The sequence below is a fragment of the Saccharopolyspora antimicrobica genome, assembly GCF_003635025.1.
Classification (GTDB): domain Bacteria; phylum Actinomycetota; class Actinomycetes; order Mycobacteriales; family Pseudonocardiaceae; genus Saccharopolyspora; species Saccharopolyspora antimicrobica.
This window is the reverse complement of the sequence record NZ_RBXX01000002.1, coordinates 165,941-188,831: the sequence shown is the minus strand read 5'-3', so window position 1 is coordinate 188,831 and position 22,891 is coordinate 165,941. Positions and strand designations below refer to the sequence as shown.

Below are 22,891 nucleotides of genomic sequence, written 5' to 3'. Positions count from 1 at the left end.
ATCGGAGGCACGGCGTGTCACTGTGGGAACAGCGGGTCACCATGGCTCGGCGGCTGTGGAGCAACGGTGACCTCGCCGCCGCGGAGCAGGAGTTGCGCACCGTCCTCGACGACGGCGACTTCGACGCCGCAGCGCACGCCGCCTGCCTGCTCGGCGGGCTGCTCGACGAGCGCGGTGACCACGAGCAGGCCCGCGCGATGCACCAGCGGACCATCGATTCCGGGCACCCGATCTACGCGCAGCTCGCCGCGATCTCCCTCGGCCTGCTGCTGTTCGACGCCGACGACCTGATCGCCGCCCAGGCCGTGCTGCGCTTCGCCGCCGAGGGCGCCGACCCGGACGCCGCCGGGCGCGCCGACGCGCTGCTGGCCCAGGTGCTGCACATGCTCGGCGATGTCGAGGGCGCCAGGGAAGCGCGCGAGCGGGCGATGACCAGCAGCGATCCCGGCGTGGTCGAGATCGCCGGCGAGCTGGAGCTGCCGGCGCCGGGCGAGCGTTCCACCGACCAGTACCTCCAGGTGGCCTACGAGCAGGCGTGCTCGCTGCTGGAGCAGGGACGCGAACACGACGCCGAACCGATCCTGCGGCGGCTGCTGGACAGCGGGCACCCGAACTACGGATCGCTGGGCGCCGCGAAGCTCTACGCGCTGCACGCCGATGATCAGTCGATCGCCCGGCAGATGGCCGAGCGGATCATCTCCTACCGCCACCCCGAACACCTCGGCTGGGGCCACGTGCTGCTGGGCGGCGTGCTGGAGGACTCCGGCGACGCGGCGGCAGCGGCCGAGGCGTTCCGGTCGGCGGCCGACGATCCGCGCCCCAACATCCGGCTGCACGCGCTGATCCACCTCGGCATGCAGCTGCGCGCCCTGGGCCGGCCGGACCAGGCGCGCGAGATCTACCAGCGGGTGATCAACACCCGGCACCCGCACTTCTCGGTCGAGGCGCTGGGCGTGCTGGCCGAGCTGCAGCGCGACGAGGGCGACATCGCCGGGGCGATCGAGACCTTCGGTCGCGTCGAGGCCTCCGGGCATTCCGGCAAGGCACCGCTGGCCGCCTACAACCTGGGTGCGTTGCAGTACGAGCACGGTGACGCGGAGGCCGCCATCGCGGCGTTCCGCCGGGCCGCCCAGGCCGAGGACCCGCGCGTCGCGCACCAGGCCGAACTCGCACTGTCCATGGTGGACGTCATGGACGCGCAGCAGGACCCGGCGGGCGAGGACGCCAAGCAGCTCGCGATGCGGGCGCACCAGGCCGCGGGTGCGGGCGACATGGACGCCGCCCGCCTGGCCTACCAGCAGGTCATCGACATGGACGCGCGGATGTGGTCGGTGATGGCGGCCAACTCGCTCGGCCTGCTGGAGGCCGTCTCCGGCGAGACCGAGCAGGCCCGCCGCACCCTGCAGCGCGCTTCGACGGCCGAGGACGCCTCGCTCGTGCAGGACGCGATCTTCCGCCGTGCACTCGTCGAGGAGCCGGCCGCCGGCCCGGTGCTGGAGGCGCTCTTCCGGTTGGAGCACAACGAGGACGGCGGGCTCGACCGGCTCGTGGAGGGTGGGGAACCGCAGGTGCGCGACCTGGCGCTGCTGGTGCAGGCCGAGTTGCTGCTGACCTCGGACGTCACCGCCGCGGTGGAACTGCTGGGCCCGCTGACCGACTCGCCGAACCGGCTGGTGCGGACCAAGTCCGGTCAGCTGCTGGCCGCTTGGCTGGTCCGCGAGCAGCGGACCGACGACGCGGTGCGGCTGCTGGAGCGGATCGTCGCCGACGGGCACCCGATGCTGCTCCCGTGGTCGGCCGCGCAGCTCGGCCACCTGCTGGTGGAGCACGGCGAGCCGGAGGACGTGATCGCGGCGTTCGCCACGGCCGCGGCGGCGGGATATCCGTCGCTGCTGGGCGAGGTCTTCGGCAAGCTCGCGATGCTCTACCGCGTCGCCGGGCACGACGAGGACCTCAAGGCGCTCTACCGGACCACCATGGCCAGCGGTCACCCGGAGCTCGCGCCGCGCGCGGCCTACCTGCTGGGCGAGGAGCTGGTGCACGCCTACGACCTGGACGGGGCGCTGAAGTGCTTCGACCGCGCCGCGGGCACGGATTCGGAAGTCGCCGCGCTGGCGGCCTTCGGCGCGCACGCCATCCGGCGCGATCTCGACAGCTCGCGGGCCGTTCTCGCCGAGCTGGACGATGTGCGGCTGCACAACGCCACGGAGCTGTGCATGGACCTGGCGCGCCAGAGCCAGGCGAACGGCGACGCCGAGTTCACCGAGTGGGCGTTATCGCTGCTGGCCGAAGCCGGGGCTCCCGACCGGCAGCCGGAGGCGCTGCTCTACCTCGGCGCGCTGCGCAACGAGACCGGCGATGTTGCCGGCGCCCGCGAGGCCTGGGAGGAGGCGGCGCGCGAGGGCGTTCCCGACGAAGTGGCGATCGCCCGGTGCAGCATCGCGGAACTGCTGGAGAAGGACGGTGACCTGGACGGCGCTGAGGCGCAGCTCGCCGAAGTCGCCGCGGACGACGACACCGCGAGCGCCGCCGACGCCGCGTTGCGGTTGGGTGTGCTGCGCGATGAGCACGAGGACTTCGACGGTGCGCTGGAGGCCTTCGACCGGGCCGCGTCGGTGGGGAACGAGACCGAGGCGGCGCTGGCGACCGCTTACACCGCAGCCCTGCTCGCCAAGCGCGGTGAAACCGACCTCGCCAAGCAGGCCTACGAGCGCGCGATCGTTTCCGGTGTCGCGGAGGTGCAGGCGCGCGCCGCGCTGGAGCTCGGCAACCTGCTGCGCGACACCGGGGACGAGGCCGGGGCGAAAGCCGCTTACGAGCAGGCGTTGGCGTTCGACGACCCGGACATCAGCCCCCGCGTCTACCAGGAGATGGGCGCCGAAACCGCGGAGCTGCGCGCCTACCGGCTGATGGCGGCCAACGACGTCGAGGGCGCGCGCGAGGCGATCACCGAGCACTTCGGCTCGCAACGGGTGGCCGACTTCTGGTGCGCGGCGTGGGCCGACCTGACCGCCGCGGCGCAGGTGCTGACCGAGGTCACCGGCGACGATCTGTGGACCTGCACGAAGCTGGCGCTGGACTTCGGCACCTCGGTGGAGGACCCGGCCGAAGCCCGGGCGTACTTCCGCATGGCCGCCGACCACGGTCACCCCGAACTCGCGCCGACGGGCCTGCTGCGGCTCGGCCACCTCGCCGAAGAGCAGCGGGAGAACGCGATCGCGCTGACCTGGTACCGCCGCGCCGTCGCCGACTCGGAGCCCGGCGCGCAGGCCGGCGTGCTGCTGGCGCAGCTGCTCTCCCGGCTCAACGACGTCGAGGGCGCGAAAGCCGCGTCCCGGCGCGCATTCGCCACGGGCACGAGCATTCCCGCGCTGGACGCCGGAGTGCTGCTCGGGCAGCTCCACCACGAGTCCGGCGATCCCGTCGAGGCCCGGCGGGTCTGGGAGCAGGCGGAAGCGGCCGCCGAATCGCCGGAGCAGTTCGGCGACGCGCTGCACCGCCGCATCGCGCAGATCGGCGAAACCGCTGATGAGTCGGACGAGCTGCTGCACCGCGCATCCCGCTCGGACCACCCGAGCACGGCGATCAACGCGATGCTCTGGCTCGGCGAGCGCGCGGTGCAGGCCGACGACCTCGACGCCGCCGTCCGCTGGTTCGGCGAGGCGGCGGCGCTGGACGTGCCGGAGCAGTCCGAGGCGGCGCGCAGCCGGCTGGCGAACATGCTGCTGGCACAAGGAGATCGCGACGCCGCCCGGATCGAGTACGAGCGGGTCAGCCGCTCCGCCACCCCGGACATCGCGGCGCGCGGAGAGCTGGGCATCGGCATGATCCGCCACGAGGAGGGCGACCTGCCCGGCGCGGTCGCGGCCTACGTCAAGGCAGCGGGCCGCGCCGTCCACGAAGGACTGGCCGAGGACGCCGTGCACGGTGCCCGGGTCGTGCTGGAGCAGCAGCACTCGGGCGGGGATCACCGCGCGGCGGCGGACACGTTGCGCAGGCTCGCCGAGGTGGTTCCGGAGCGCGATGTCGCGGAATGGGCCTACGAGGCGGGAACCGAGTTCCTGGGCGCCGAGGACACCGATTCGGCGCTGGTCTACCTGCGCTGCGCGGTGGAGATCGGTGCGCCGGAACCGGATCCGGCGGCGGTGCTGGCGCTGGGCGAGACCCTGCAGCGCCGCGACGACCTGGCGGGAGCGCGGCAGGCCTACGAGCGGGTCCTGGCCTCCGGCGACGAGCGCGCGGCCGCGCTGGCGAAGTACCGGCTGGTGGCGCTGCTGGGGGAGGACGACCCGGCGGCGGCCGAAGAACTCATGCAGCGCCCGGACGAAGTGCTGAACCCGGCGATGAAGCTGATGCTCGGGTTGAAGCGCCAGGACGAGGGCGACGCGACCGGGGCGATCGAGATGTTCCGCGAAGCTGCCGACAGCGCCGACGAGCAGTTCTCCCCGATGGCGGTCTACGCGCTGGCCCAGTCGCTGCGCCGCGAGGGCGAGGTGGAGCAGGCCCGGGAGACCTACCGGCAGCTCGTCGAAGCCGCGCCGCACGACCACTACGCGGGCCAGGCGCTGCTGGAACTGGCCGCGATCGCCTACCACGCCGAGGACGACGAAGAGGCGCGCGCGTGGAACGTGCGCGCGTGGGAGTCCGATGACCCGGACTTATCGGCGAAAGCGGCGATGAACCTGGGCCTGATCGCCAAGCGGCGGCGCGACGTCGAGGCGGCGACACCGTGGTTCCAGGCCCTGATCGACCTCGGCCACCCGTCGGCCGCGCTGGCCGCGGCGCACCTGGCGGAACTGCACTACTGGCGGGAGGAGCACGCCGAAGCGGCCCGCCACTACGGGTACACCCTCGCCAACACCGAGGACAGCGAGCTCATCGCCGAAGCGGCCTACCGGGTCGGCGAATTCCACTACCAGCGCGGTGATCTCAACGCCGCCCGCGAATTCCTCGACCGGGCGGTGCGCACCGAGGACGAAGCCTTCGCCGCGCAGGCGAACACGTTGCTGGCCCGTCTCGGCTGAGCTCAGGCGCGGGCGACGATCAAGCGGTCCGGCAGCGCCAGGACCTGGTCCAGGACGTCGCAGGCCGCGCCCGCCACGTGCCACTCCGCGGTGGCCGGGTTCGCCGTCAGGCCGCCCTTGTCCTGCGAGACGCGGGCGGCGCGCACGTCGTCCTCGCCGCGCAGCTCGACTACGTCGACGATGTCGCCGTGGGGGCGCACGTAGATCAGCGCCATGAGCTCGCCGGTGGCATCGCGGACCGGCGGCATCAGGCGGAAGCCCCGCGCGACCAGCTTGCGCAACCGGATGCTGGACTGGTCGTCAGCTGACGAGGTCATCGAACTCACCGTCCTTGGCGCCGCTGAGGAAAGCGGCCAGCTCGGCTCTGGTGTAGATCAGCGCGGTGCCGTCCGGCTCGCGCGATTGGCGCAACGCGATGGTTCCATCGGCCAGCGCCGCGAGCTCGAGGCAGTTGCCCCACTTGCCGCTGTGCCGGGACTTTCGCCAGGTCACGCCCTGCAGGGCGGTGACGGGGGCTTCGAACCTACCGTTCATCAGGTCTCCCTGGATCGGCTGCACATGCAATTGCATTCGCCATTGCGCGAGACGGTACCACAGCGTTCCGCAACAAGACGATCACCCTGCGTGTCCGAAGAACGGGTGATTCAGTGCGCGTCGCGGACTTTTCGCAGCATCTGCCGGGTCCGGTCCGGAGTGCGCGCATCGACCATCAGCCGATCGAGTGTACGGCTGTAGCGCTCGATCTCGTCCCGCTTGTCCAGGTACAGCGCGCCGCTGAGGTGCTCCAGGTAGACGACGTCCGGCAGCTCGGGTTCGGCGAAGCGCAGCAGCGTGAACGAACCCTCCGCCGCGTACCCGCTCAGCGCGAAGGGCACCACCTGCAGCGCGATGTTGGGCCGCTTGGACATCTCCAGCAGGTGGTCGATCTGCGCGCGCATGACCGCGTTGCCGCCGATGGGGCGGTGCAGCACGGATTCGTCGATGACCGCCCACAGGCGCGGGGCGTCCGGGCGGGCGAGCAGCTTCTGGCGCTTCATCCGCAGCGACACCCGCCGCCGCGCGTCCTCATCGGCCAGCGAGGGGTGCCCGGAGGAGGCCAGCGCCATCGCGTAGGCCTCGGTCTGCAGCAGGCCCGGGATGAACTGCAGCTCGTAGGTCTGGATCCGGGCGGCGACGCCTTCCAGGCCGACGTAGTCCTGGAACCACGACGGCATCGAATCCGCGTACCGGTTCCACCAGCCCGGCTGCCGGGACTCGGTGACCAGCGCCAGGAAGTGCGCGCGCTCGGCGAGGTCGTGCACCTGGTAGAGGGTGAGCAGGTCCTCGATGTCGCGTTCCTTCAGCGAAACCCGGCCCAGCTCCATGCGGCTGATCTTGGACTCCGAGCCGCGGATCGCCCGCGCCGCCTCCGAGGGCAGGATCTCGGCGGCCTCGCGCAGCCGGCGCAGCTGGGCGCCCAGGATGATGCGACGTGCCGTCGGGCTCCCGTCGCGGGCCGCACCGTCCCGCGCCATGGCCGAACCTCCTCGTTGCCTGCTCATCGAAGTGATAGCACATCGGACGTTTACGCGGTGCGATGAAGCTCGTACGCTATGCAACCCTCAGCGGCAAGCCCCGACGACGAACGCCCCCTGCGAGGACCCCGATGACTGCCGACTCCGACGGCGAGACCCCGATCCACATCGACACGAGCAAAGCCAGCATCGCCCGCGTCTACGACGCCTTCCTCGGCGGCAAGGACAACTACGAGGTGGACCGCGAGGTCTTCCACCGGGTCCGCGAGGTCACCCCGGAAGCGGCCCAACTCGCCTGGGACAACAGGCAGTTCCTGATACGGGCCACCCGGTTCATCGCCGCCGAGGCCGGTGTCACCCAGTTCCTGGACTGCGGATCCGGGCTGCCGACCGCGGAGAACACCCACCAGGTCGCTCAGCGGATCGCCCCCGAGGCGCGAGTCGTCTACGTCGACAACGACCCGGTGGTGCTCGCGCACGGGCGCGCGCTGCTGGAGGAGAACCCGCAGACCCACTTCAGCCCGGCCGACATCTTCGAACCGGCGCAGATCCTGCAGGACGACGTGGTGCGCAGCCGCCTGGACTTCACCGAGCCGATCGCGCTGTTCCAGATGGGTACCCTGCACCACTACGACGGCGAGCGCCCGCCGCAGGACATCATGCGCGAGTACGTCGAAGCGCTGCCGTCGGGTTCCTACGTCGGCATCAGCCACTTCCTGGACCCGGAGACCGAGGAGTTCAGCGACCTGGCCCGGCGCATGGAGCAGACGTTCCTGCACAGCCCGATGGGCACCGGAGTCTTCCGCACCCGGGCCGAGATCGAGGGCATGTTCCCGGGCCTGGAGTTCGTGGATCCGGGCCTGGTGCTCTGCGCCGACTGGTGGCCGACCGGCCCGCGCCTGAAGCCGCTCTACCCGGTCCAGCACTGCATCGCCGGAGCGGTGGCCCGCAAGCCCTGACCCCGGCCGACCGGCGCGGCTCAATCCTCGCGCCGGATCCTGGCGGCGTGGTCGGTCTGGAACTTCGCGCCTTCGCGGAGGAATTCGCGGATGGCCTTGAGCTCGGCCTGGCTCCGCCGCCGCAGGAGCTCGTGGGACTCCTCCTCGATCGGCCCCCACAGCTCCTCGATGAGCGCCGTCGCCGCAGGCGTGATCGTGATCGTGATCCGGCGGCGGTCCTGATCGGCGCGCACCCGCTCGACGTAGCCCTGGCGGGCGAGGCGGTCGACGGCGATCGTCGTGGCGCCGGTGCTGAGGCCGACCTCGGTGGCCAGCGCACCGGCCGTCAGCGCTCCGTGCCTGTTGAGCACGTTGAGGCACCGCAGATCGGTGCGGTTCACGCCCAGCCGCGCCGCGCCCGCTTCGTCGACCTCGTCGGTGGCGTCCTGGAACTCGCTGACCGCACGGCCGATGTCGGCGATCAGCTGCTCTCGGGTGTCCGGCATGCGGTCGATCATAACCCGGTACCTCGCCCATCGAACTTCTCGACGCCGATGAGTCACGGCCAAAAAGAATCTTGACGATCAAATAGTTTTGCCATAAAGATAGTTACCGCGGGCATCACGGCTCGCGGTAGCTCACGACGGGAGTCACGATCGACATGGCAGAACCGATAGCGGTCCAGGACCTGCTGCTGAACCTGCGGGCCAGGCGGGTGGCCTTCTCGCGCGCCGGTGCGGTGTGCGCGCTGGTGGGGACGCTCGGCTACCTAGTCGCCTTCTTGCTGCACGGCGACCTGCCCGACCAGACCACCGAGTCGCTGCTGACCTTCATCGCGGACCGCCCGTGGGCGATGCACCACCTGGCGATCGTCTTCTGCTTGCTGCTGTGGGTCGTCGCCCTCGCCGGGCTGGCGCGTTCGCTCAGCGGCGGCATCGCGTGGGTGCTCGGCCGGATGGGACAGGGCGTGGCGATGCTGGGGATGGCGGTGCTGCTCTGGCACTACAACATCGACGGCCCGGCGCTGGAGGACGTCGCCGATGCGTGGATTCGCGCTGAGGGCGCGGAGAAAGCCGTCCTGCTCGAACGCGCGACGATCCTCGTGTCGGCGACGAACGGGATGTTCCCGCTCTACGTCGCCTTCCTGCTCGGCCTGCCGTTCCTGCTGTTCGGCCTCGCCCTGGTCAAGAGTGAAGGGCACCCGTCCTGGCTGGGCTGGGCCGGTGCGGCGGCGGGCGGTATCGCGTTCGCGGTCGGCGTCACGAACTTCGCCGGGTTCGACGTGCTGCCGATGAACATGTTCGTCCTCTCGGTGTTCCTCCTGGACCTCTGGATGCTCGCCGTCGCCCGGATCCTGTGGCGCGACGCCGCACGCTGGTCGATGCCGGCTCGGTAGCCCGCGAACTCCGAACCTCGGCCCCGCACCGACCAGGGCGATGCAATTTCAATGGAAATTCGATGTCGAAATTCCATTGAAATTGCGTCATCGAGCTGATGGGAGTGGGTGGCGGGAGTTCGAGGTCTACCAAACGCTTGCTTGTTTCGTTAGGCTCGCGGGTGCTGGTGTCGGAGTGGATCAGACCGCGCTGCCGGGAGTTCCGGGTGGATCGGCCGGTGCGGCGGAGAGGACGGTCATGGCCGAGGCGTACATCATCGACGCGGTGCGGACCCCGGTGGGCAAGCGCGGCGGCGGGCTCAGCGGGATCCATCCCGCCGACCTCTCCGCGCACGTGCTGCGCAGCCTGCTGGGGCGCACCGGGGTCGATCCGGCGGCCGTGGACGACGTCGTGTGGGGCTGCGTCGACTCGGTCGGCGCGCAGGCGGGCAACATCGGGCGGACCGGTTGGCTGGCCGCGGGATTCCCCGAGCACGTGCCCGGGGTGACCGTCGACCGGCAGTGCGGTTCATCGCAGCAGGCGGTGCACTTCGCCGCGCAGGCGGTGCTCAGCGGCACCTCGGAGCTGGTGATCGCCGGCGGCGTGCAGAACATGAGCGCGATCCCGATCGGCAGCGCGCTGCGGGGCGCGGCGGAACTGGGATTCCCCATCGCCTACGGGCCGGGCAGCGGGTCGACCGGCTGGCAGGAGCGCTACGGCGACGAGGAGGTCACGCAGTTCCGCGGTGCGGAGCTGATGGCCGAGAAGTGGCAGATCTCCCGCGATGACATGGAGGAGTTCGCGCTGCGCAGCCACCGCCGCGCGGTGGAGGCGATCGACGCGGGCCGCTTCGCCGCGGAGCTGGCGCCGCTGGCAGGTGTGGAGCACGACGAGGGGCCACGCCGCGACACCAGCAAGGAGAAGCTCGAAGGGCTCAAGCTGCTGCGCGAAGGAGGTCGGCTCACCGCCGGTGTGGCCAGCCAGATCTCCGACGGCGCGGCAGCGCTGCTGATCGCTTCGGAACGCGCGGTCGCCGAGCACGGATTGCGGCCGAGGGCACGCGTGCACCACATGAGCGTGCGCGGCGACGACCCGGTTTTCATGCTCTCAGCGCCGATTCCGGCGACCAAGCACGCGCTGGCCAAGACGGGGCTGAGCGCCTCGGACATCGACGTGGTGGAGATCAACGAGGCCTTCGCCAGCGTGGTCCTGGCCTGGCTGAAGGAGATCGACATCGATCCGGCCGTGGTCAACCCCAACGGTGGCGCGATCGCGCTCGGCCACCCGCTGGGAGCCACCGGCGCGAAGCTGATGACGACCCTGCTGTCCGAACTGGAGCGCACGGGCGGCCGCTACGGCCTGCAGACGATGTGCGAGGGCGGCGGCACGGCCAACGTCACCATCGTCGAACGCCTCTGAACCGTCGAGCGAGAGGAGTGGCGTGGCGATCAACAGGGAATTCGTCGGGCACGAGTTCAGCGCGGGTGCGCCCTACGAGGTGACGCGCGGCAAGATCCGGGAGTTCGCCGAGGCGATCGGTGATCCCCATCCCGCCTACCGCAGCGTCGAAGCCGCGCGGGAGCTGGGGCATCCGGACGTGATCGCGCCGCCCACGTTCGGGATCGTGGCGGCCGGGGCGGCGGCGGAGAGCAACCCGATCCGGCGGCCCGAGTTCGGGCTGAACATGCGGCTGGTGGTGCACGGCGAGCAGCAGTTCCGCTACGAGCGGCCGATCCGCGCGGGCGACGTGCTCACCGCGACCGGGCGGATCGCGGAGATCCGCGACGCCGGGAGCAACGAGCTGGTGCGGGTGGAGACCGAGATCCGCGATGCCGGCGGCGATCTGGTGTGCACCGCGGTCAACGTGATCGTGTCGCGGGGGACCGCGGCCGGGGCGGGGGAGTGAGGATGGCGAGCCCGAGCTACGACGAGGTGGCGGTCGGCACCGAGATCGGCCCCGAGCGGTACCCGATCCAGCGGCTGACGCTGGTGAAGTACTGCGGTGCTTCCGGGGATTTCAACGTGATCCACTGGAACGAGCGAATCGCCCGGCAGGCGGGCCTGCCGGACGTGATCGCGCACGGCATGCTCACCATGGCCGAGGCGGCCCGGCTGGTGACCGACTGGGCGGGCGATCCCGGCGCGGTGCGCGAGTACGGCGTCCGCTTCGCCAAACCGGTGGTGGTACCCGACGATGACACCGGGGTGGAGGTCCTGGTCACCGGCCGGGTGGCGGAGAAGCTGCCGGACCGGCGGGTCGCGGTGGACCTCACGGCCACCTGCGGAGACGTGGAGGTGCTGGCCAAGGCCCGGGCGGTCGTCCAGCTGGCTTGATCGTCCACTGTGGAAGGAAAAGCGAACGATGGGCAGGCTTCGGGGAGAGCCTGCCCATCGTCACAGTGCCGGGTTCGGGGTCCCGGGCTCAGGGGGCTGACGAGCCGTCAGTAGGTCACTGCCGACCCGAGCCGATGAAACCGACGTAGAGCAGGCTGTTCTTCGACCCCGACCCGGGGTTGGTCACCTTGCTCTGGGTTCCGTTGCTCACCAGCGCCTGGGCGACCTGGGCCGGCGTGGCCGACGGGTTCGCGGTCAGGTACAGCGCCGTCGCGCCCGCCACGTGCGGGGTGGCCATCGAGGTTCCGCTCATGCCTCCCGAGCCACCGCCGTTGGTGGTCGAGGTGATGTTCGTACCAGGAGCGAAGATGTCCGTGCAGGAGCCGTAGTTCGAGAAGGTCGAGCGGCTGTCCCTGCTGTCGGTCGCATTGACCGTGATCGCCGAGGGCACCCGTGCCGGCGAGGTGTTGCAGGCATTGGTGTTGTCGTTTCCCGACGCGACCGCGAAGGTGACACCGGCCTGGATCGCCCGCTGCACCGCGCTGTCGAGCGAGCTGTTGGCCCCGCCGCCGAGGCTCATGTTCGCCACCGCGGGCTTGGCCGCGTTGCGCGCCACCCAGTCCACACCGGCGATGATCTGCGAGTACTGGCCGGAGCCCTGGCAGTTGAGCACCCGAACGCTGACCAGCTTCACCTGCTTGGCCACGCCCCAGGTCTTCGACCCGACGGTGCCCGCCACGTGGGTGCCGTGGCCCTGGCAGTCCGAGGCGTCGCCGTCGTTGTCGATGAAGTCGTAGCCGTCGGAGACCCGGCCCTCGAAGTCGGGGTGGCGCTTGTCCACACCGGTGTCGAGGATGTACGCGGTCGCCCCGGAACCGGTGTTGGGGTAGGTGTAGCTGCGGTCCAGCGGGAGGTTCCGCTGGTCGATCCGGTCCAGGCCCCAGGTCGGGTTCTGCTGGGTGCCGCTGATCCGGGCGATGCCGTCCTGCTGCACGTACGCGACCGATCTGTCGGCTGCCAGCCGCTCGGCGGCCGCCTCGTCGAGCCGCACCGCGAACCCGCGGATCGTCGAGGTGTAGGTCGCGGTCACTTTCCCGCCGTAGGAGTCGGCGAGGCGGGTCGCGGTGCTGGTGGTGGCGGACGCGCTCGCCACCCCGTCCTTGAGCACCACGATGTAGCTGTCGGCGACCGGTTCGGCGGTGGGGCGGATCTCCCCGGTGGGCTCCGCCGCGGCGGCCGGCGCGGCGATCATCGCCGCGGCCAGCGCACCCGCGCCCAGCGCGGTGGTCAACCGGATCTTGCGGTCGTGTCGCATCTGCTTGCTCCCTTGCAAGTTGTGCGGCTGTCGACAGAAGTTGGTGACGCACAGCCACTGCAAACACGATCGGTTGGTGACCACACGGTGATCAATCCGTGTTTCAGTACGTAGGGATACCAGTCTTTCGGTGAAGGGAGAGTCCGTGGCGCGCACCCCGAGACCTGCCCGCACGCAGATCCGCACCAGTTCGCCGGTGCTCGTAGGACGTGCTGAACAGCTCGCGTCGTTGCAAGCGCTGGCCGCGCTGCACCCCGCGGTGGCGCTGATCGAGGGCGAGGCCGGGGTGGGCAAGAGCAGGCTGATCAGGGAGGTGCTCGCCGGTGATCTCGGGCCGACCACACCGCTGGTCGGGCACTGCCGCCAAGTGGGTGAACCGTTCCCGTACGGCGCGGTTCTCGAAGCGCTGCGCAGCGCGCGCCCGGGGCCGACCGCGCTGAGCCCGGTGACCGGTGTGCTCGGGCCGCTGCTGCCCGAGATCGCCGAACACCTGCCCGCGCCACCGGAACCGCTCGGCGACCCGCGCGCCGAACGCCACCGGCTGTTCCGCGCGGTGCGCGAGCTGCTGAGCTCGCAGGGGCCGTTGCTGCTGGTGATCGAGGACCTGCAGTGGGCCGACGACGGAACCCGGCAGCTGCTGCGGTTTTTGATGGGCGATCCGCCGGCGAACCTGACCATCGCGGTCACCTACCGGCGCGAGGACGTGCCGGGCGGGCTGCCGCTGGGCGTCGCCTACCGGCCGCCCAACGGCGTGGTCAGCGTGGTGCTGCCGCTGGATCCGCTGGGTGTGGACGACGTTCGCGCGCTCACCGCGGCGATCCTGGGCGAGGACCGGGTATCCGCGCAGTTCGCCGCGAGGCTGCACGAGCGGACCGCCGGGATTCCGTTCGTCGTCGAGGAAACCCTGCGGGCGCTGCGGAACCGCGGCGGTGCGGTGCGAACCGATGGCGCCGCTGCGCGAAGGCTGCTCGACACGGTGGAAGTCCCCGTGCTGCTGCGGGATGCGATGGCTGAGCGCCTCGCGACGCTGCCGACCGCGGCGACCAGGCTCGTCAAAGCGGCTGCGGTGCTGGGCGTACCGGTCACCGCGGAGCTGCTCGGCGCGGTCGCCGGAGTGCCCGAGCCGCGGCTGCGCACCGCGCTGACGCACGCGCTGAGCGGCCACGTGCTGCACGAGCAGGACGGCGGAACCTACGGATTCCGCCATTCGCTGGCCATGCAGGCGGTGTACGACACCATCGGCGGACCGGACCGGATCTACCTGCACACGCGCGCGATCGACGTGCTGGACCGAGTCGAGCCCAAGCCGCTGCACCAGCTCGCCGACCACAGCGAACGCGCCGGGCGGGTCGCCGATTGGCTGTCCTACGGCGAAGCGGCCGCCGACCGCGCCGCGGCGCTGGGCGATGCCGCCACCACCACCGCACTGCTCCAGCGGTTGCTGAAGGAGCAGAGCCTGCCCGCCGAGCACGTGGACCGGCTGGCGATCAAGCTGGGCAAGATCGCGCATACCGGGCTGGATCAGCGCGATCCCAGCGAAACCCTGGAAGGTCTGCTCAACGACCAGCGCCTGTCCACCTCCGCGCGCGGAGAAGTCCGCCTCTACCTGGGATTGCTGCTGCTGCGGCAGGCCGGTGGGCTGGCGACGGCGCGCGCGGAGATCGAACGGGCGCTCAACGACCTGTCCGCGCGCCCGGACTTGGCGGCCCGGGGCGCTTCGGTGCTCGCGCTGGCGTACGTGGGCCAGACCTCGCTGGCCGAGCTCCGGCCCTGGCAGGCGCGGCTCACCGAGTACCGGAAAGACGCCAGCGGCGAGCTCCGGTTATCCTTGCTGGCCAACGAGTTCTGCTCGCGCATGCACGTCGGCGATCCCACCGTGCTCAGCTCGCTCGACGAGCTTCCGGACGAGGTGACCACCGTCGGCGAGCAGCACCACCTGGCCCGGCTGCGCTCCAACCTCGGCGATGCGTGCGCGTGGACCGGGCACCTGCGGCTGGCCGGTGAGCTGCTGCGGGAGGGCGTGCGGCTGGCCACCGCCTGCGGCGCGACCTTCGTGGTCAGCACGGCCAGATCGACGCAGGCGCGGCTGGACTGGTTCACCGGCGAGTGGAGCGGGCTGGCGGAACGCTCGGCCCGGATGCTCGACGAGTACCGAGACCTGTTCCCGGTGACCAGCGAGCTGAGCCTGGTGCTGGGTTCGCTGGCCGTGACCCGCGGCGAATGGGCGGCCGCGACCAGCCATTTCACCGAGACCGGGGCGTTCGCGCCGGAGGAGGCGATCAGCCCGGTCGGCATCGCAGGCTGCGCGGGACTGGCGTGGAACCTGCTGTCGCAGGACGAACCGGTGCGCGCCTGCGCGGACGTGGACCGCGGCCTGGACTTCCTGCGGCGCAAGGGGGTCTGGGCGTGGATCGGCGAGCTGGGGCCGGTGGCGGTCGCGGTGTACCTGGCGGCGGGCCGCGAAGCGGACGCGGAACGGCTGGTGGCGGAGATGGCCGACCGGATCGCCGGGCTGGACGTGCCGATCGCGGTGGCGGCGCTGACCCAGTGCCGCGGTCGCCTGGCCGAACACCGCGGCGACCTCGCCGAAGCGGTGGCGCACTACCGGGCCGCGACCGAGCGCTACGAGGAACTGCCCGCGCCCTACTACGCGGCCACGGTCGCCGAACGCGCGGCGACCTGCTCGCTCGCCACCGACCACGCGGCGGCGACGGGAGAGCTGTCCCACCTGGTCGACGTGTTCGACCAGCTCGGAGCCACGCGCGATGCGGCGCGGTGCCGGCACCTGCTGCGCGGCGCGGGCGGCGGCAAACCGTCCCGCCGAGGCCGCCGCGGCTACGGCGACGAGCTCTCGCCGCGCGAGGAGGAAGTGGCGCGCCTGCTCGCCAGCGGCCACACGAACCGAGAGATCGCCGAGATCCTCTTCCTGTCCCCGCGCACGGTCGAACAGCACGCGGCCAGAGTCCTCCGAAAGCTCGGCGTCCGCTCCCGAACCCAGCTGCGCCTCTAGCCCGCTGATCGCCGCCTGGAGGCGCTATGCGCTCACGGCAGGAGGGTGGCTCGGTGGTGTTGCGGGGTGCCGAAGAGGTGTTTGGCGGCGTGGGCTCGTTTCAGGTGGAGGTGGGCTTCGTGCTCCCAGGTGATGCCGATGCCGCCGTGGAGCTGGACGCCTTCCGCCGCGATCAGCGAGTACGCCTCACCGCAAGCGGATTTGGCCATCGAGGCGAGCTCGCTCGCTCGATCGTCCTGAGTGGACACCGCCCAGCTCGCCGCGTACGACAGCGAGCGGGCCGACTCGATCGCCGTGTAGCAGTCGGCGAGGCGGTGCTTGATGGCCTGGAACGAGCCGATCGGGCGGCCGAACTGCTTGCGGATCTTGGTGTACTCCACGGTCTCGTGCAGCCAGCGCTGCGCCGCCCCGATCTGCTCGGCGGCGATCGCGGTCGCCGCCACGTCCGTCAGCCGCCGCAGCGGCGCTCGTCCGATGAGCCTCGCCGGCGTGTCGGCGAGGCGGACCTCGCCCATCCGCCGGGTGAGGTCCACGGGTACCGACGGGGTCACAGTGGACCCCGGGAGCGCCTCGAACAGCGAGGCCTCGCCATCCGCCATCGCGACGACCAGCAGCACATCCGCCTGAGCGGCGTCGAGCACCAGGGTCTTGTGCCCGGTCAGCAGCCAGTCGGTGCCCTGTGCCTGCGCGGAGGTGGTGAAAGCCCTGGCGTGCCAAGGAGAATTCGGTTCGGCCCAGGCCAGGGCGGCGATCCGCTCGCCATCGGCGATCGCCGGGAGCAGCCGGGCGCAGGCGTCGGTGTTGCCGGTCGCCAGCAGCGCTTGCGCGCTGAGCACGGTGCTGCCGAGGAACGGGTTGGACACCAGGCGGCGACCGAGCTCCTCGACGACGATCAGCGCTTCCAGCAGGGTCGCGCCGATACCGCCGTGCTCCTCGGGAACGGCCAGGCCGTGCGCGCCGATCTCGCCGAGCTGCTTCCACAACGCCGGGTCGTATCCCGGATCGGGCTCCTCCGGAGCGGGTATGACCGGGCCGCCGTGACGGTCGAGCAGCTTGCGCACGGTGCGGCGCAGTTCCTCCTGCTCCTCGGTGAACGCGAAGCGCACAGTTCCTCCTGCCGAGCGAGGACGGGCGAAATCGACACCGCCCCGGGTGACGGGTCAGGTGCCGATGGGGGTGGGGTCGGTGGACAGGGCGGTGGCGACGCGGCGGCGGTGCCAGGCCGGGGTGCCCCAGGACGTGCGCAGGGCCGTCGCCTTGGTGAGCCACAGGTGCAGGTCGTGCTCGGCGGTGTAGCCGATCGCGCCGTGCACCTGCAACGCTGTTCGCGCGGCGGTCTGGGCGGCCTCGCCCGCGGCGATCTTGGCCGCGGAGACGTCGCGGGAGCCGCGCGGGCCGTCGATCGACAGGCAGGCGCCGCGGATCAGCGGGCGGACGAACTCCAGCTTGAGCAGCACGTTCGCCAGGTGGTGCTTGACGGCCTGGAACTCGCCGACCGGGCGGCCGAACTGGTGCCGCTGCTTGACGTACTCGGTGGAGATGTCCAGCAGCCGCCGCCCGAGGCCGAACAGGTAGGCGGCGCAGCCCAGCACGCCGCGGTCGAAGGCGGAGTCGAAGTCGGCTTCGACGGGCTCGGCCGTGGTGTGCTCGACGGAGAACAGCCGGCGGGCCGGGTCGAAGGACTCGTGCTGCTGCAACCGGATCCCGCCCAGCCTGCGCACGCCGTCGCCGTCGCAGCGGAACACCGCGCCCGCCTGGTCCGCGTCGAGCGCGTGGGGCAGGTGACCGGCCACGATCGCCGTCCCGATGGCACGGCCCTCGGCCAGCTCCGCCAGCCACGATGATCCCGGCAGCAAGCGCGGCAGGAACGCCAGCGACTCGACGAGCGGCCCGGGCAGCGCCGCGTACCCGAACTGCTCCAGGCACAGCGCCAGCTCGACCGCGCCGAGCTCCAGCCCGCCGTGCTCCTGCGGCACGGTGAGCCCGGTGACGCCGACCTCGGCGAGCTCCCGCCACACCTGCCACCACGCGGCGGTTTCGCCGCCCGCCCACGCGCGGGCGATCTTGGCCGTGTCGGCGTCGGCGAGCAGATCTCGCAGCGTGTCGGCCATGTCCTGCTGCTCGCGGTCCGGTGCGAACCTCATCGCGACCCCCTCGGCAGCCCGAGCAGGCGCTCGGCCGCCACGTTGCGCTGGATTTCGTTGGTCCCGGCGTAGATCGGCCCGGCCAGCGAGAACAGGTAGCCCTCGACCCACGGCGACAGCTCGGCGGCGGGCCCCATCAGATCCCACGCGGTCTCGTGCATCGCGATGTCCAGCTCGGACCAGAACAGCTTGTTCAGGCTGGCCTCCGCGCCGAGTTCGCCACCGCCGGAGATCTTGGTGACGGTCTCGAAGGTGGCCAGCCGGTAGGCCTGCGCCGCGATCCAGGCGTCCACCACCCGGTCGTCGTCCAGCGCGCCCGGGATCTCGCTGAGCCGTCGCGCGGTGGCGAGGAACCGACCGGGGCTGCGCAGCGTCAGGCCGCGCTCGTTGCTCGCGGTGCTCATCGCCACCCGCCAGCCTGCGCCGACCTCGCCGAGCACGTCCCGATCCGGCACGAACACCTCGTCCAGGAACAGCTCGGCGAACGCGGGCTTGCCGTCGATCCGGCCGATCGGCCGGACAGTGACGCCGTCGGCGTCCAGCGGGAACAGGAAGTACGTCAGCCCGCGGTGCCGCTGCGCTTCGGGATCGCTGCGGAACAGCCCGAAGGCGATGTCGGCGAACGCCGCGCGGGAGCTCCACGTCTTCTGCCCGGACAGCAACCAGCCGCCGTCCACGCGCCGCGCGGTGGAGCGGATCCCGGCGAGGTCGCTGCCTGCTTCCGGCTCCGACCACGCCTGCGCCCAGATGTCGGTCCCGGCCGCCATCCGCGGCAGGTAGCGCCGCTGCTGCTCCGGCGTGCCGTGCTCGAACAGCGTCGGGGCCAGCAGGAAGATGCCGTTCTGGCTGACCCGGCCGGGCGCGCCCGCGGCGTAGTACTCCTCCTCGAACAGCACCCACTGCAGCAGCGACGCGCCCCGCCCGCCGAACTCCTCCGGCCACGACACGACCGACAGCCGGGCCTCGTGCAGCTCCTGCTCCCAGCGCCGGTGCGCGGCGAAGCCCGCTTCGGTCTCCAGCGAGGGCAGCGGTTCGCGGGGGACGTGCTCGCGCAGCCAGTCGCGCACCTCGTCGCGGAATTCCAGGTCTGCGGCGGAAAGATCGAGGTCCACTGTGCTCACTCCGGCTTCTGCGCGGCCTGCTTCATGCTGCGCGCGTTCATGCCGCCGAGCGAGTCCTCGCCCACCTCGGCGTTGTGGGCGTGCGCGAAGTGGTGCAGCCCGAAGGCCGAGTCCATCCCGCTCTGCAGGCCCATCAGGTCCTCGGCCTGGTTGATCGCCTTCTTCGTCAGCGAGAGGCCGAAACCGGGCATCCGGGCGATGTTCGCGGCCAGCTCCAGCGTGCTGCTCTCCAGCTCCTCGCGCGGGACCACGCGGTTGACCATGCCGACCTCGTAGGCGCGCTGCGCGGGCATCCGCCCGCCGGTGAACAGGAACTCCTTGGCCACCCGCGGCCCGAGCACCCACGGGTGCGCGAAGTACTCGACGCCGGGAATGCCCATCCGCACCACCGGATCGGCGAAGAACGCGTCCTCGCTGGCCACGATGAGGTCGCACACCCAGGCCAGCATCAGCCCGCCGGCCACGCACGCGCCCTGCACCGAGGCGATCGCGGGCTTGGGCATCTCCCGCCACCGGCGGCACATGCCCAGGTAGACCTCCTGCTCGCGGGCGAAGCGCGACTCGCCGCCGGTGTGCCGGGTGTGGTCCCACCACAGGCCGGCCCGGCGCGGGTAGCTGACGTCGATGTCGCGCTCCGGCGAGCCGATGTCGTGGCCCGCGGAGAAGTGCTTGCCCGCTCCGGCCAGCACGATCACCTTGACCTCGTCGTCCTCGCAGGCCCGGTAGAAGGCGTCGTCGAGGGCGTAGGTCATCACGGAGTTCTGCGCGTTGCGGTAGTCCGGGCGGTTCATCGTCACCACGGCGACCTGGTCCCGGCGCTCGTAGGTCACGACCGCTTGCTCTGCTGCCATCGGCGCTCCTCGCTCGGCGTTGCGGTTGCGGCAGCTCGAAGATAGCCGAACAAGCAAGTGCTTGGTAGAGTCCCGACCGCGGCGCCGCGACCGCGGTGGTGCGGGGAGCGGTCGGTTTCGTGCGAAATCGACCTGCGTGGCTCGGTTTCCGCTGGTGGTGGCCCGTGAGTGCTTTGTGATGCTATAGCCACTCAAAGTGCTCACGGGTCCTGACCAGGGGAAACGGAGCAGCACCGCAGAGCCGCGTCGAGCGAGGAGGGTGCGTGGACCTCACCGACAACGCCGCGGAAGCGGCCTTCCGCCGCGAAGTGCGGGACTGGCTCGGCGAGCACCTGACGGGCGAGTTCGCCGCGGCCCGCGGGCTCGGCGGCCCCGGCAGCGAGCACGAGGGCTTCGACGTGCGGCTGGCCTGGGACCGGCTGCTGGCCGAGCACGGCTGGACCTGCCTCGGCTGGCCCCGCGAGTTCGGCGGCCGCGAGGCCACCGTGCAGCAGCAGGTGATCTTCCACGAGGAGTACGCGCGGGCCAACGCGCCGGTGCGCGTCGGCCACATCGGCGAGGAGCTGCTCGGCCCCACGCTGATGGCCTTCGGCAGCCCGGAGCAGCAGCGCCGGTTCCTGCCCGGGATCGTCGGCGTCCGCGAGCTGTGGTGCCAGGGCTACTCCGAGCCCGGCGCCGGTTCGGACCTGGCCGGGGTCGCCACGACCGCGCACCTCGACGGCGATCAGTGGGTGCTCAACGGGCAGAAGGTGTGGACGTCGATGGCGCACCTGGCGGACTGGTGCTTCGTGCTGGCGCGCACCGATCCCGAGCAGCAGCGCCACCGCGGCCTGTCCTACCTGCTGGTGCCGATGGACCAGCCCGGGGTGCGGGTGCGGCCGATCGTGCAGCTGACCGGGACCTCGGAGTTCAACGAGGTCTTCTTCGACGACGCCCGCACCGATGCCGCCAACGTGGTCGGCGAGGTGGGCGCCGGCTGGCAGGTCGCGATGGGCACCCTCGGGTTCGAGCGCGGTATCGGCACCGTCGACCAGCAGGTCACCTTCCGCCGGGAGCTGGCCGGGATCATCGAGCTCGCCAGGGAGAACGGCGCCATCGACGATCCGGTGCTGCGCGATCGCATCGCCAGGGCGCAGGTCGACCTGGAAGCGCTGCGCTGCACGGTGTTCCGCACCCTGGGCTCCGACGGTCCGCCGGGCGCGGAGTCCTCGGTGGTGAAGCTGCTGTGGTCGACGCTGCACCGCGAACTCGGCGAGCTGGCGATGGACGTGGCGGGCGCCGGTGGCCTGCTGGCCGAGCGCGGACCCTACGAGCTCGACGCCTGGCAGCGGCTGTTCCTGTTCACCCGGGCCGACACGATCTACGGCGGCTCCAACGAGATCCAGCGCAACATCATCGCCGAGCGCGTCCTCGGTCTCCCGCGGGAGAGCCGGCCATGACCGCACCAGGAGGAGGAGATCTGGCATAACACCCCTTGTGCCAACCCCAGTCCTGCTCGACCGCACCTCAGGGGACCGTGATGCAACCCAGCCACAAGAAACCGCGAAACGCGAGCCCGCTCTCGGGCGCAACCACCACTGAAAATCACGGAGAGGCGGACAGCATGACCGCACCGCCGCCCGCGCACGGGCTGCTCACCGGCAAGACCGCGGTGGTCACCGCCGCCGCAGGAACCGGGATCGGCTCCGCCGTGGCCCGCCGGATGCTGGAGGAGGGCGCGCAGGTGCTGATCAGCGACCGGCACGAGCGCCGCCTGGAGGCCACCCGCGCCGAACTCGCGCAGCTGCCCGGTGCGAAGGTCGCCGCGGTGCCCTGCGACGTCACCGACGAATCGCAGGTGCAGCGCATGTTCGACGCCGCCACCAGCGCGTTCGGGCAGGTCGACGTGGTGGTGAACAACGCGGGCCTCGGCGGCACCGCGTCCATCCTGGAGATGACCGACGAGCAGTGGGACAAGGTCCTGGACGTCACGCTGAACGGCACCTTCCGCTGCACCCGCGCAGCGGTGCGGCTCTTCCGCGACCAGGGCAACGCCGGAGTGGTGGTCAACAACGCTTCGGTGGTCGGCTGGCGCGCGCAGGCCGGCCAGGCGCACTACGCGGCGGCGAAAGCGGGCGTGATGGCGCTGACCCGCTGCGCGGCGCTGGACGCGGCGTCGCTGGGCGTGCGCATCAACGCCGTGGCGCCGAGCCTGGTGATGCACGAGAACCTGGCCAAGGTGACTTCGGACGAGCTGCTGACCGAGCTCACCGGGCGCGAGGCGTTCGGCCGCTCCGCGCAGCCGTGGGAGGTGGCCAACGTGATCGTCTTCCTGGCCAGCGACTACTCGACCTACCTGACCGGCGAGGTCATCTCGGTCAGCAACCAGCACCCCTGACCCGTCACCCGCTGCGGGCGCCCCTGGCGCGATTTCAATGGAAATCGGACGTCCGATTTCCATTGAAATCGCGTGGGGACCCCGTTCGGCGGAGCCCCCGCCAGGGCCTGCGGAGGTGGGGAGCACCAGGCTTTGAGAGGATTGTCCCGTGGTATCGACCAAGCGCTTGTCCAGCCGGAACCGCCCCGCGCGGGAGTCCGGTTCCGAACGGCGTGCCGAGCTGCTGGCCATCGCCGCCGAGCTGTTCGCCACCCGCGGCTTCCTCGCCACCACGGTGCGCGACATCGCCGACGCCGCGGGCATCCTCTCCGGCAGCCTGTACCACCACTTCGACTCCAAGGAGTCGATGGTCGACGAGATCCTGCGCGCCTTCCTGGACGACCAGCGCCGCACCAACGAGCAGGTGCTGCGGGAGGCTCCCGACCCGCGCACCGCGATCACCGAGCTGGTCCGGCAGTCCTTCGCCGCGATGCAGAAGCACCGCGCGGCCATCGCGATCTTCCAGAACGAGTCGAAGTACCTCGAACAGCTGGAGCGGTTCGACTACCTGACGCAGGCGGCCAACGACTTCGAGCGCACCTGGACCCGAGTGCTGCAGGACGGTCAGCGCGCCGGGGCCTTCCGCGCCGACCTCAACGTCAAGCTGGCCTACCGGTTCATCCGCGACATGGTGTGGACGACGGTGCACTGGTACAACCCGCGCGGCAAGCTCACCTCCTCGGCCATCGCGGACCAGTACGTCAAGATCCTGTGCGAGGGGATCGCAGAACCGGAGAAGCCGTAGGTTTCCAGGCTCGGTTTGCGTGGCGGAACCTCAGCGCCTGCCTGGCTGCGGGATCGGCGTTCTCATGTATGTCCAATACACGGCGAACGGGCTGTCCTCGCCA

General features: G+C 71.2%; 19 protein-coding genes. 10 read left to right on the top strand and 9 right to left on the bottom strand.

What is annotated here, in order from left to right; translation table 11 throughout:
- The first annotated feature begins 14 nt into the window (after window positions 1-14).
- Window positions 15-5,024, top strand: a complete 5,010-nt coding sequence (locus ATL45_RS01440) for a tetratricopeptide repeat protein (RefSeq protein WP_093158712.1) — start codon at window positions 15-17, stop codon at window positions 5,022-5,024.
- A 2-nt stretch (window positions 5,025-5,026) separates the two neighbouring features.
- Here ATL45_RS01440 and ATL45_RS01435 read toward each other — a convergent pair whose 3' ends face one another.
- From ATL45_RS01435 to ATL45_RS01425, 3 genes are all read right to left on the bottom strand, one after another.
- Window positions 5,027-5,341, bottom strand: a complete 315-nt coding sequence (locus tag ATL45_RS01435) for a hypothetical protein (RefSeq protein WP_093158710.1) — start codon at window positions 5,339-5,341, stop codon at window positions 5,027-5,029.
- A complete protein-coding gene (locus tag ATL45_RS01430) occupies window positions 5,325-5,558 on the bottom strand; it encodes a DUF397 domain-containing protein (protein ID WP_093158773.1) in 234 nt (77 codons plus the stop codon). The genes ATL45_RS01435 and ATL45_RS01430 overlap by 17 nt, the downstream gene beginning before the upstream one ends.
- A gap of 110 nt (window positions 5,559-5,668) precedes the next feature.
- Window positions 5,669-6,538 carry a Sco1979 family transcriptional regulator gene (locus tag ATL45_RS01425; RefSeq protein ID WP_093158707.1) on the bottom strand — a complete coding sequence of 290 codons (870 nt, stop codon included), beginning with the start codon at window positions 6,536-6,538 and terminating at the stop codon, window positions 5,669-5,671.
- A 131-nt stretch (window positions 6,539-6,669) separates the two neighbouring features.
- Here ATL45_RS01425 and ATL45_RS01420 point away from each other — a divergent pair, with 131 nt between their 5' ends.
- Window positions 6,670-7,497 carry an SAM-dependent methyltransferase gene (locus ATL45_RS01420; RefSeq protein ID WP_093158703.1) on the top strand — a complete coding sequence of 276 codons (828 nt, stop codon included), beginning with the start codon at window positions 6,670-6,672 and terminating at the stop codon, window positions 7,495-7,497.
- Between the two features lie 20 nt (window positions 7,498-7,517).
- Here ATL45_RS01420 and ATL45_RS01415 read toward each other — a convergent pair whose 3' ends face one another.
- Window positions 7,518-7,982: a MarR family winged helix-turn-helix transcriptional regulator gene (locus ATL45_RS01415; protein ID WP_170210129.1), complete on the bottom strand. Its 465-nt coding sequence runs from the start codon at window positions 7,980-7,982 to the stop codon at window positions 7,518-7,520.
- Between the two features lie 155 nt (window positions 7,983-8,137).
- Between ATL45_RS01415 and ATL45_RS01410 the strand changes: the two genes are divergently transcribed.
- The 4 genes from ATL45_RS01410 to ATL45_RS01395 all read left to right on the top strand — a co-directional run bounded on the left by ATL45_RS01410 (window position 8,138) and on the right by ATL45_RS01395 (window position 11,186).
- Complete coding sequence (locus ATL45_RS01410) at window positions 8,138-8,872, top strand: hypothetical protein (RefSeq protein WP_093158698.1); 735 nt, start codon at window positions 8,138-8,140, stop codon at window positions 8,870-8,872.
- Between the two features lie 238 nt (window positions 8,873-9,110).
- The gene (locus ATL45_RS01405; protein WP_093158695.1) at window positions 9,111-10,271 is read left to right on the top strand and encodes an acetyl-CoA C-acetyltransferase; all 1,161 of its coding nucleotides are present in this window, start codon (window positions 9,111-9,113) and stop codon (window positions 10,269-10,271) included.
- 22 nt (window positions 10,272-10,293) lie between these two features.
- Window positions 10,294-10,758, top strand: coding sequence for a MaoC family dehydratase N-terminal domain-containing protein (locus ATL45_RS01400; protein WP_093158693.1), 465 nt, complete (start codon window positions 10,294-10,296; stop codon window positions 10,756-10,758).
- Between the two features lie 2 nt (window positions 10,759-10,760).
- Entirely contained in the window at window positions 10,761-11,186 is a 426-nt protein-coding gene (locus ATL45_RS01395) for a MaoC family dehydratase (protein WP_093158691.1), read from the top strand.
- Window positions 11,187-11,301: 115 nt separating this feature from the next.
- Here the strand turns inward: ATL45_RS01395 and ATL45_RS01390 are convergent, their stop codons facing one another.
- Window positions 11,302-12,501, bottom strand: coding sequence for a S8 family peptidase (locus ATL45_RS01390; protein ID WP_093158689.1), 1,200 nt, complete (start codon window positions 12,499-12,501; stop codon window positions 11,302-11,304).
- Between the two features lie 145 nt (window positions 12,502-12,646).
- On the opposite strand from ATL45_RS01390, the gene ATL45_RS01385 reads away from it, so the two are divergent.
- The gene (locus ATL45_RS01385) at window positions 12,647-15,511 is read left to right on the top strand and encodes an ATP-binding protein (RefSeq protein ID WP_246025110.1); all 2,865 of its coding nucleotides are present in this window, start codon (window positions 12,647-12,649) and stop codon (window positions 15,509-15,511) included.
- 32 nt (window positions 15,512-15,543) lie between these two features.
- On the opposite strand, the gene ATL45_RS01380 is transcribed toward ATL45_RS01385, so the two are convergent.
- The 4 genes from ATL45_RS01380 to ATL45_RS01365 are packed head-to-tail and all read right to left on the bottom strand — an operon-like array spanning window position 15,544 to window position 19,627.
- The gene (locus ATL45_RS01380; protein WP_093158687.1) at window positions 15,544-16,617 is read right to left on the bottom strand and encodes an acyl-CoA dehydrogenase family protein; all 1,074 of its coding nucleotides are present in this window, start codon (window positions 16,615-16,617) and stop codon (window positions 15,544-15,546) included.
- Window positions 16,618-16,671: 54 nt separating this feature from the next.
- A complete protein-coding gene (locus tag ATL45_RS01375; protein WP_093158683.1) occupies window positions 16,672-17,655 on the bottom strand; it encodes an acyl-CoA dehydrogenase family protein in 984 nt (327 codons plus the stop codon).
- Window positions 17,652-18,767, bottom strand: a complete 1,116-nt coding sequence (locus ATL45_RS01370; RefSeq protein WP_093158680.1) for an acyl-CoA dehydrogenase family protein — start codon at window positions 18,765-18,767, stop codon at window positions 17,652-17,654. The genes ATL45_RS01375 and ATL45_RS01370 overlap by 4 nt, the downstream gene beginning before the upstream one ends.
- Before the next feature lie 5 nt (window positions 18,768-18,772).
- Window positions 18,773-19,627 carry an enoyl-CoA hydratase gene (locus ATL45_RS01365; protein ID WP_093158678.1) on the bottom strand — a complete coding sequence of 285 codons (855 nt, stop codon included), beginning with the start codon at window positions 19,625-19,627 and terminating at the stop codon, window positions 18,773-18,775.
- 263 nt (window positions 19,628-19,890) lie between these two features.
- Here ATL45_RS01365 and ATL45_RS01360 point away from each other — a divergent pair, with 263 nt between their 5' ends.
- From ATL45_RS01360 to ATL45_RS01350, 3 genes are all read left to right on the top strand, one after another.
- On the top strand, window positions 19,891-21,066 hold the full coding sequence (locus tag ATL45_RS01360; RefSeq protein WP_093158675.1) for an acyl-CoA dehydrogenase family protein: 1,176 nt from the start codon (window positions 19,891-19,893) through the stop codon (window positions 21,064-21,066).
- Window positions 21,067-21,230: 164 nt separating this feature from the next.
- Window positions 21,231-22,004: an SDR family oxidoreductase gene (locus ATL45_RS01355; RefSeq protein WP_093158672.1), complete on the top strand. Its 774-nt coding sequence runs from the start codon at window positions 21,231-21,233 to the stop codon at window positions 22,002-22,004.
- A 148-nt stretch (window positions 22,005-22,152) separates the two neighbouring features.
- Window positions 22,153-22,788, top strand: coding sequence for a TetR/AcrR family transcriptional regulator (locus ATL45_RS01350; protein WP_246025109.1), 636 nt, complete (start codon window positions 22,153-22,155; stop codon window positions 22,786-22,788).
- Window positions 22,789-22,891: the final 103 nt, after the last annotated feature.

Coding starts and splice junctions, on each gene's coding strand:
- ATL45_RS01430 (WP_093158773.1), bottom strand. CDS start 5,558: ATGAACGGTAGGTTCGAAGCCCCCGTCACCGCCCTGCAGGGCGTGACC.
- ATL45_RS01355 (WP_093158672.1), top strand. CDS start 21,231: ATGACCGCACCGCCGCCCGCGCACGGGCTGCTCACCGGCAAGACCGCG.
- ATL45_RS01375 (WP_093158683.1), bottom strand. CDS start 17,655: ATGAGGTTCGCACCGGACCGCGAGCAGCAGGACATGGCCGACACGCTG.
- ATL45_RS01390 (WP_093158689.1), bottom strand. CDS start 12,501: ATGCGACACGACCGCAAGATCCGGTTGACCACCGCGCTGGGCGCGGGT.
- ATL45_RS01410 (WP_093158698.1), top strand. CDS start 8,138: ATGGCAGAACCGATAGCGGTCCAGGACCTGCTGCTGAACCTGCGGGCC.
- ATL45_RS01395 (WP_093158691.1), top strand. CDS start 10,761: ATGGCGAGCCCGAGCTACGACGAGGTGGCGGTCGGCACCGAGATCGGC.
- ATL45_RS01415 (WP_170210129.1), bottom strand. CDS start 7,982: ATGCCGGACACCCGAGAGCAGCTGATCGCCGACATCGGCCGTGCGGTC.
- ATL45_RS01420 (WP_093158703.1), top strand. CDS start 6,670: ATGACTGCCGACTCCGACGGCGAGACCCCGATCCACATCGACACGAGC.
- ATL45_RS01435 (WP_093158710.1), bottom strand. CDS start 5,341: ATGACCTCGTCAGCTGACGACCAGTCCAGCATCCGGTTGCGCAAGCTG.
- ATL45_RS01405 (WP_093158695.1), top strand. CDS start 9,111: ATGGCCGAGGCGTACATCATCGACGCGGTGCGGACCCCGGTGGGCAAG.
- ATL45_RS01365 (WP_093158678.1), bottom strand. CDS start 19,627: ATGGCAGCAGAGCAAGCGGTCGTGACCTACGAGCGCCGGGACCAGGTC.
- ATL45_RS01425 (WP_093158707.1), bottom strand. CDS start 6,538: ATGGCGCGGGACGGTGCGGCCCGCGACGGGAGCCCGACGGCACGTCGC.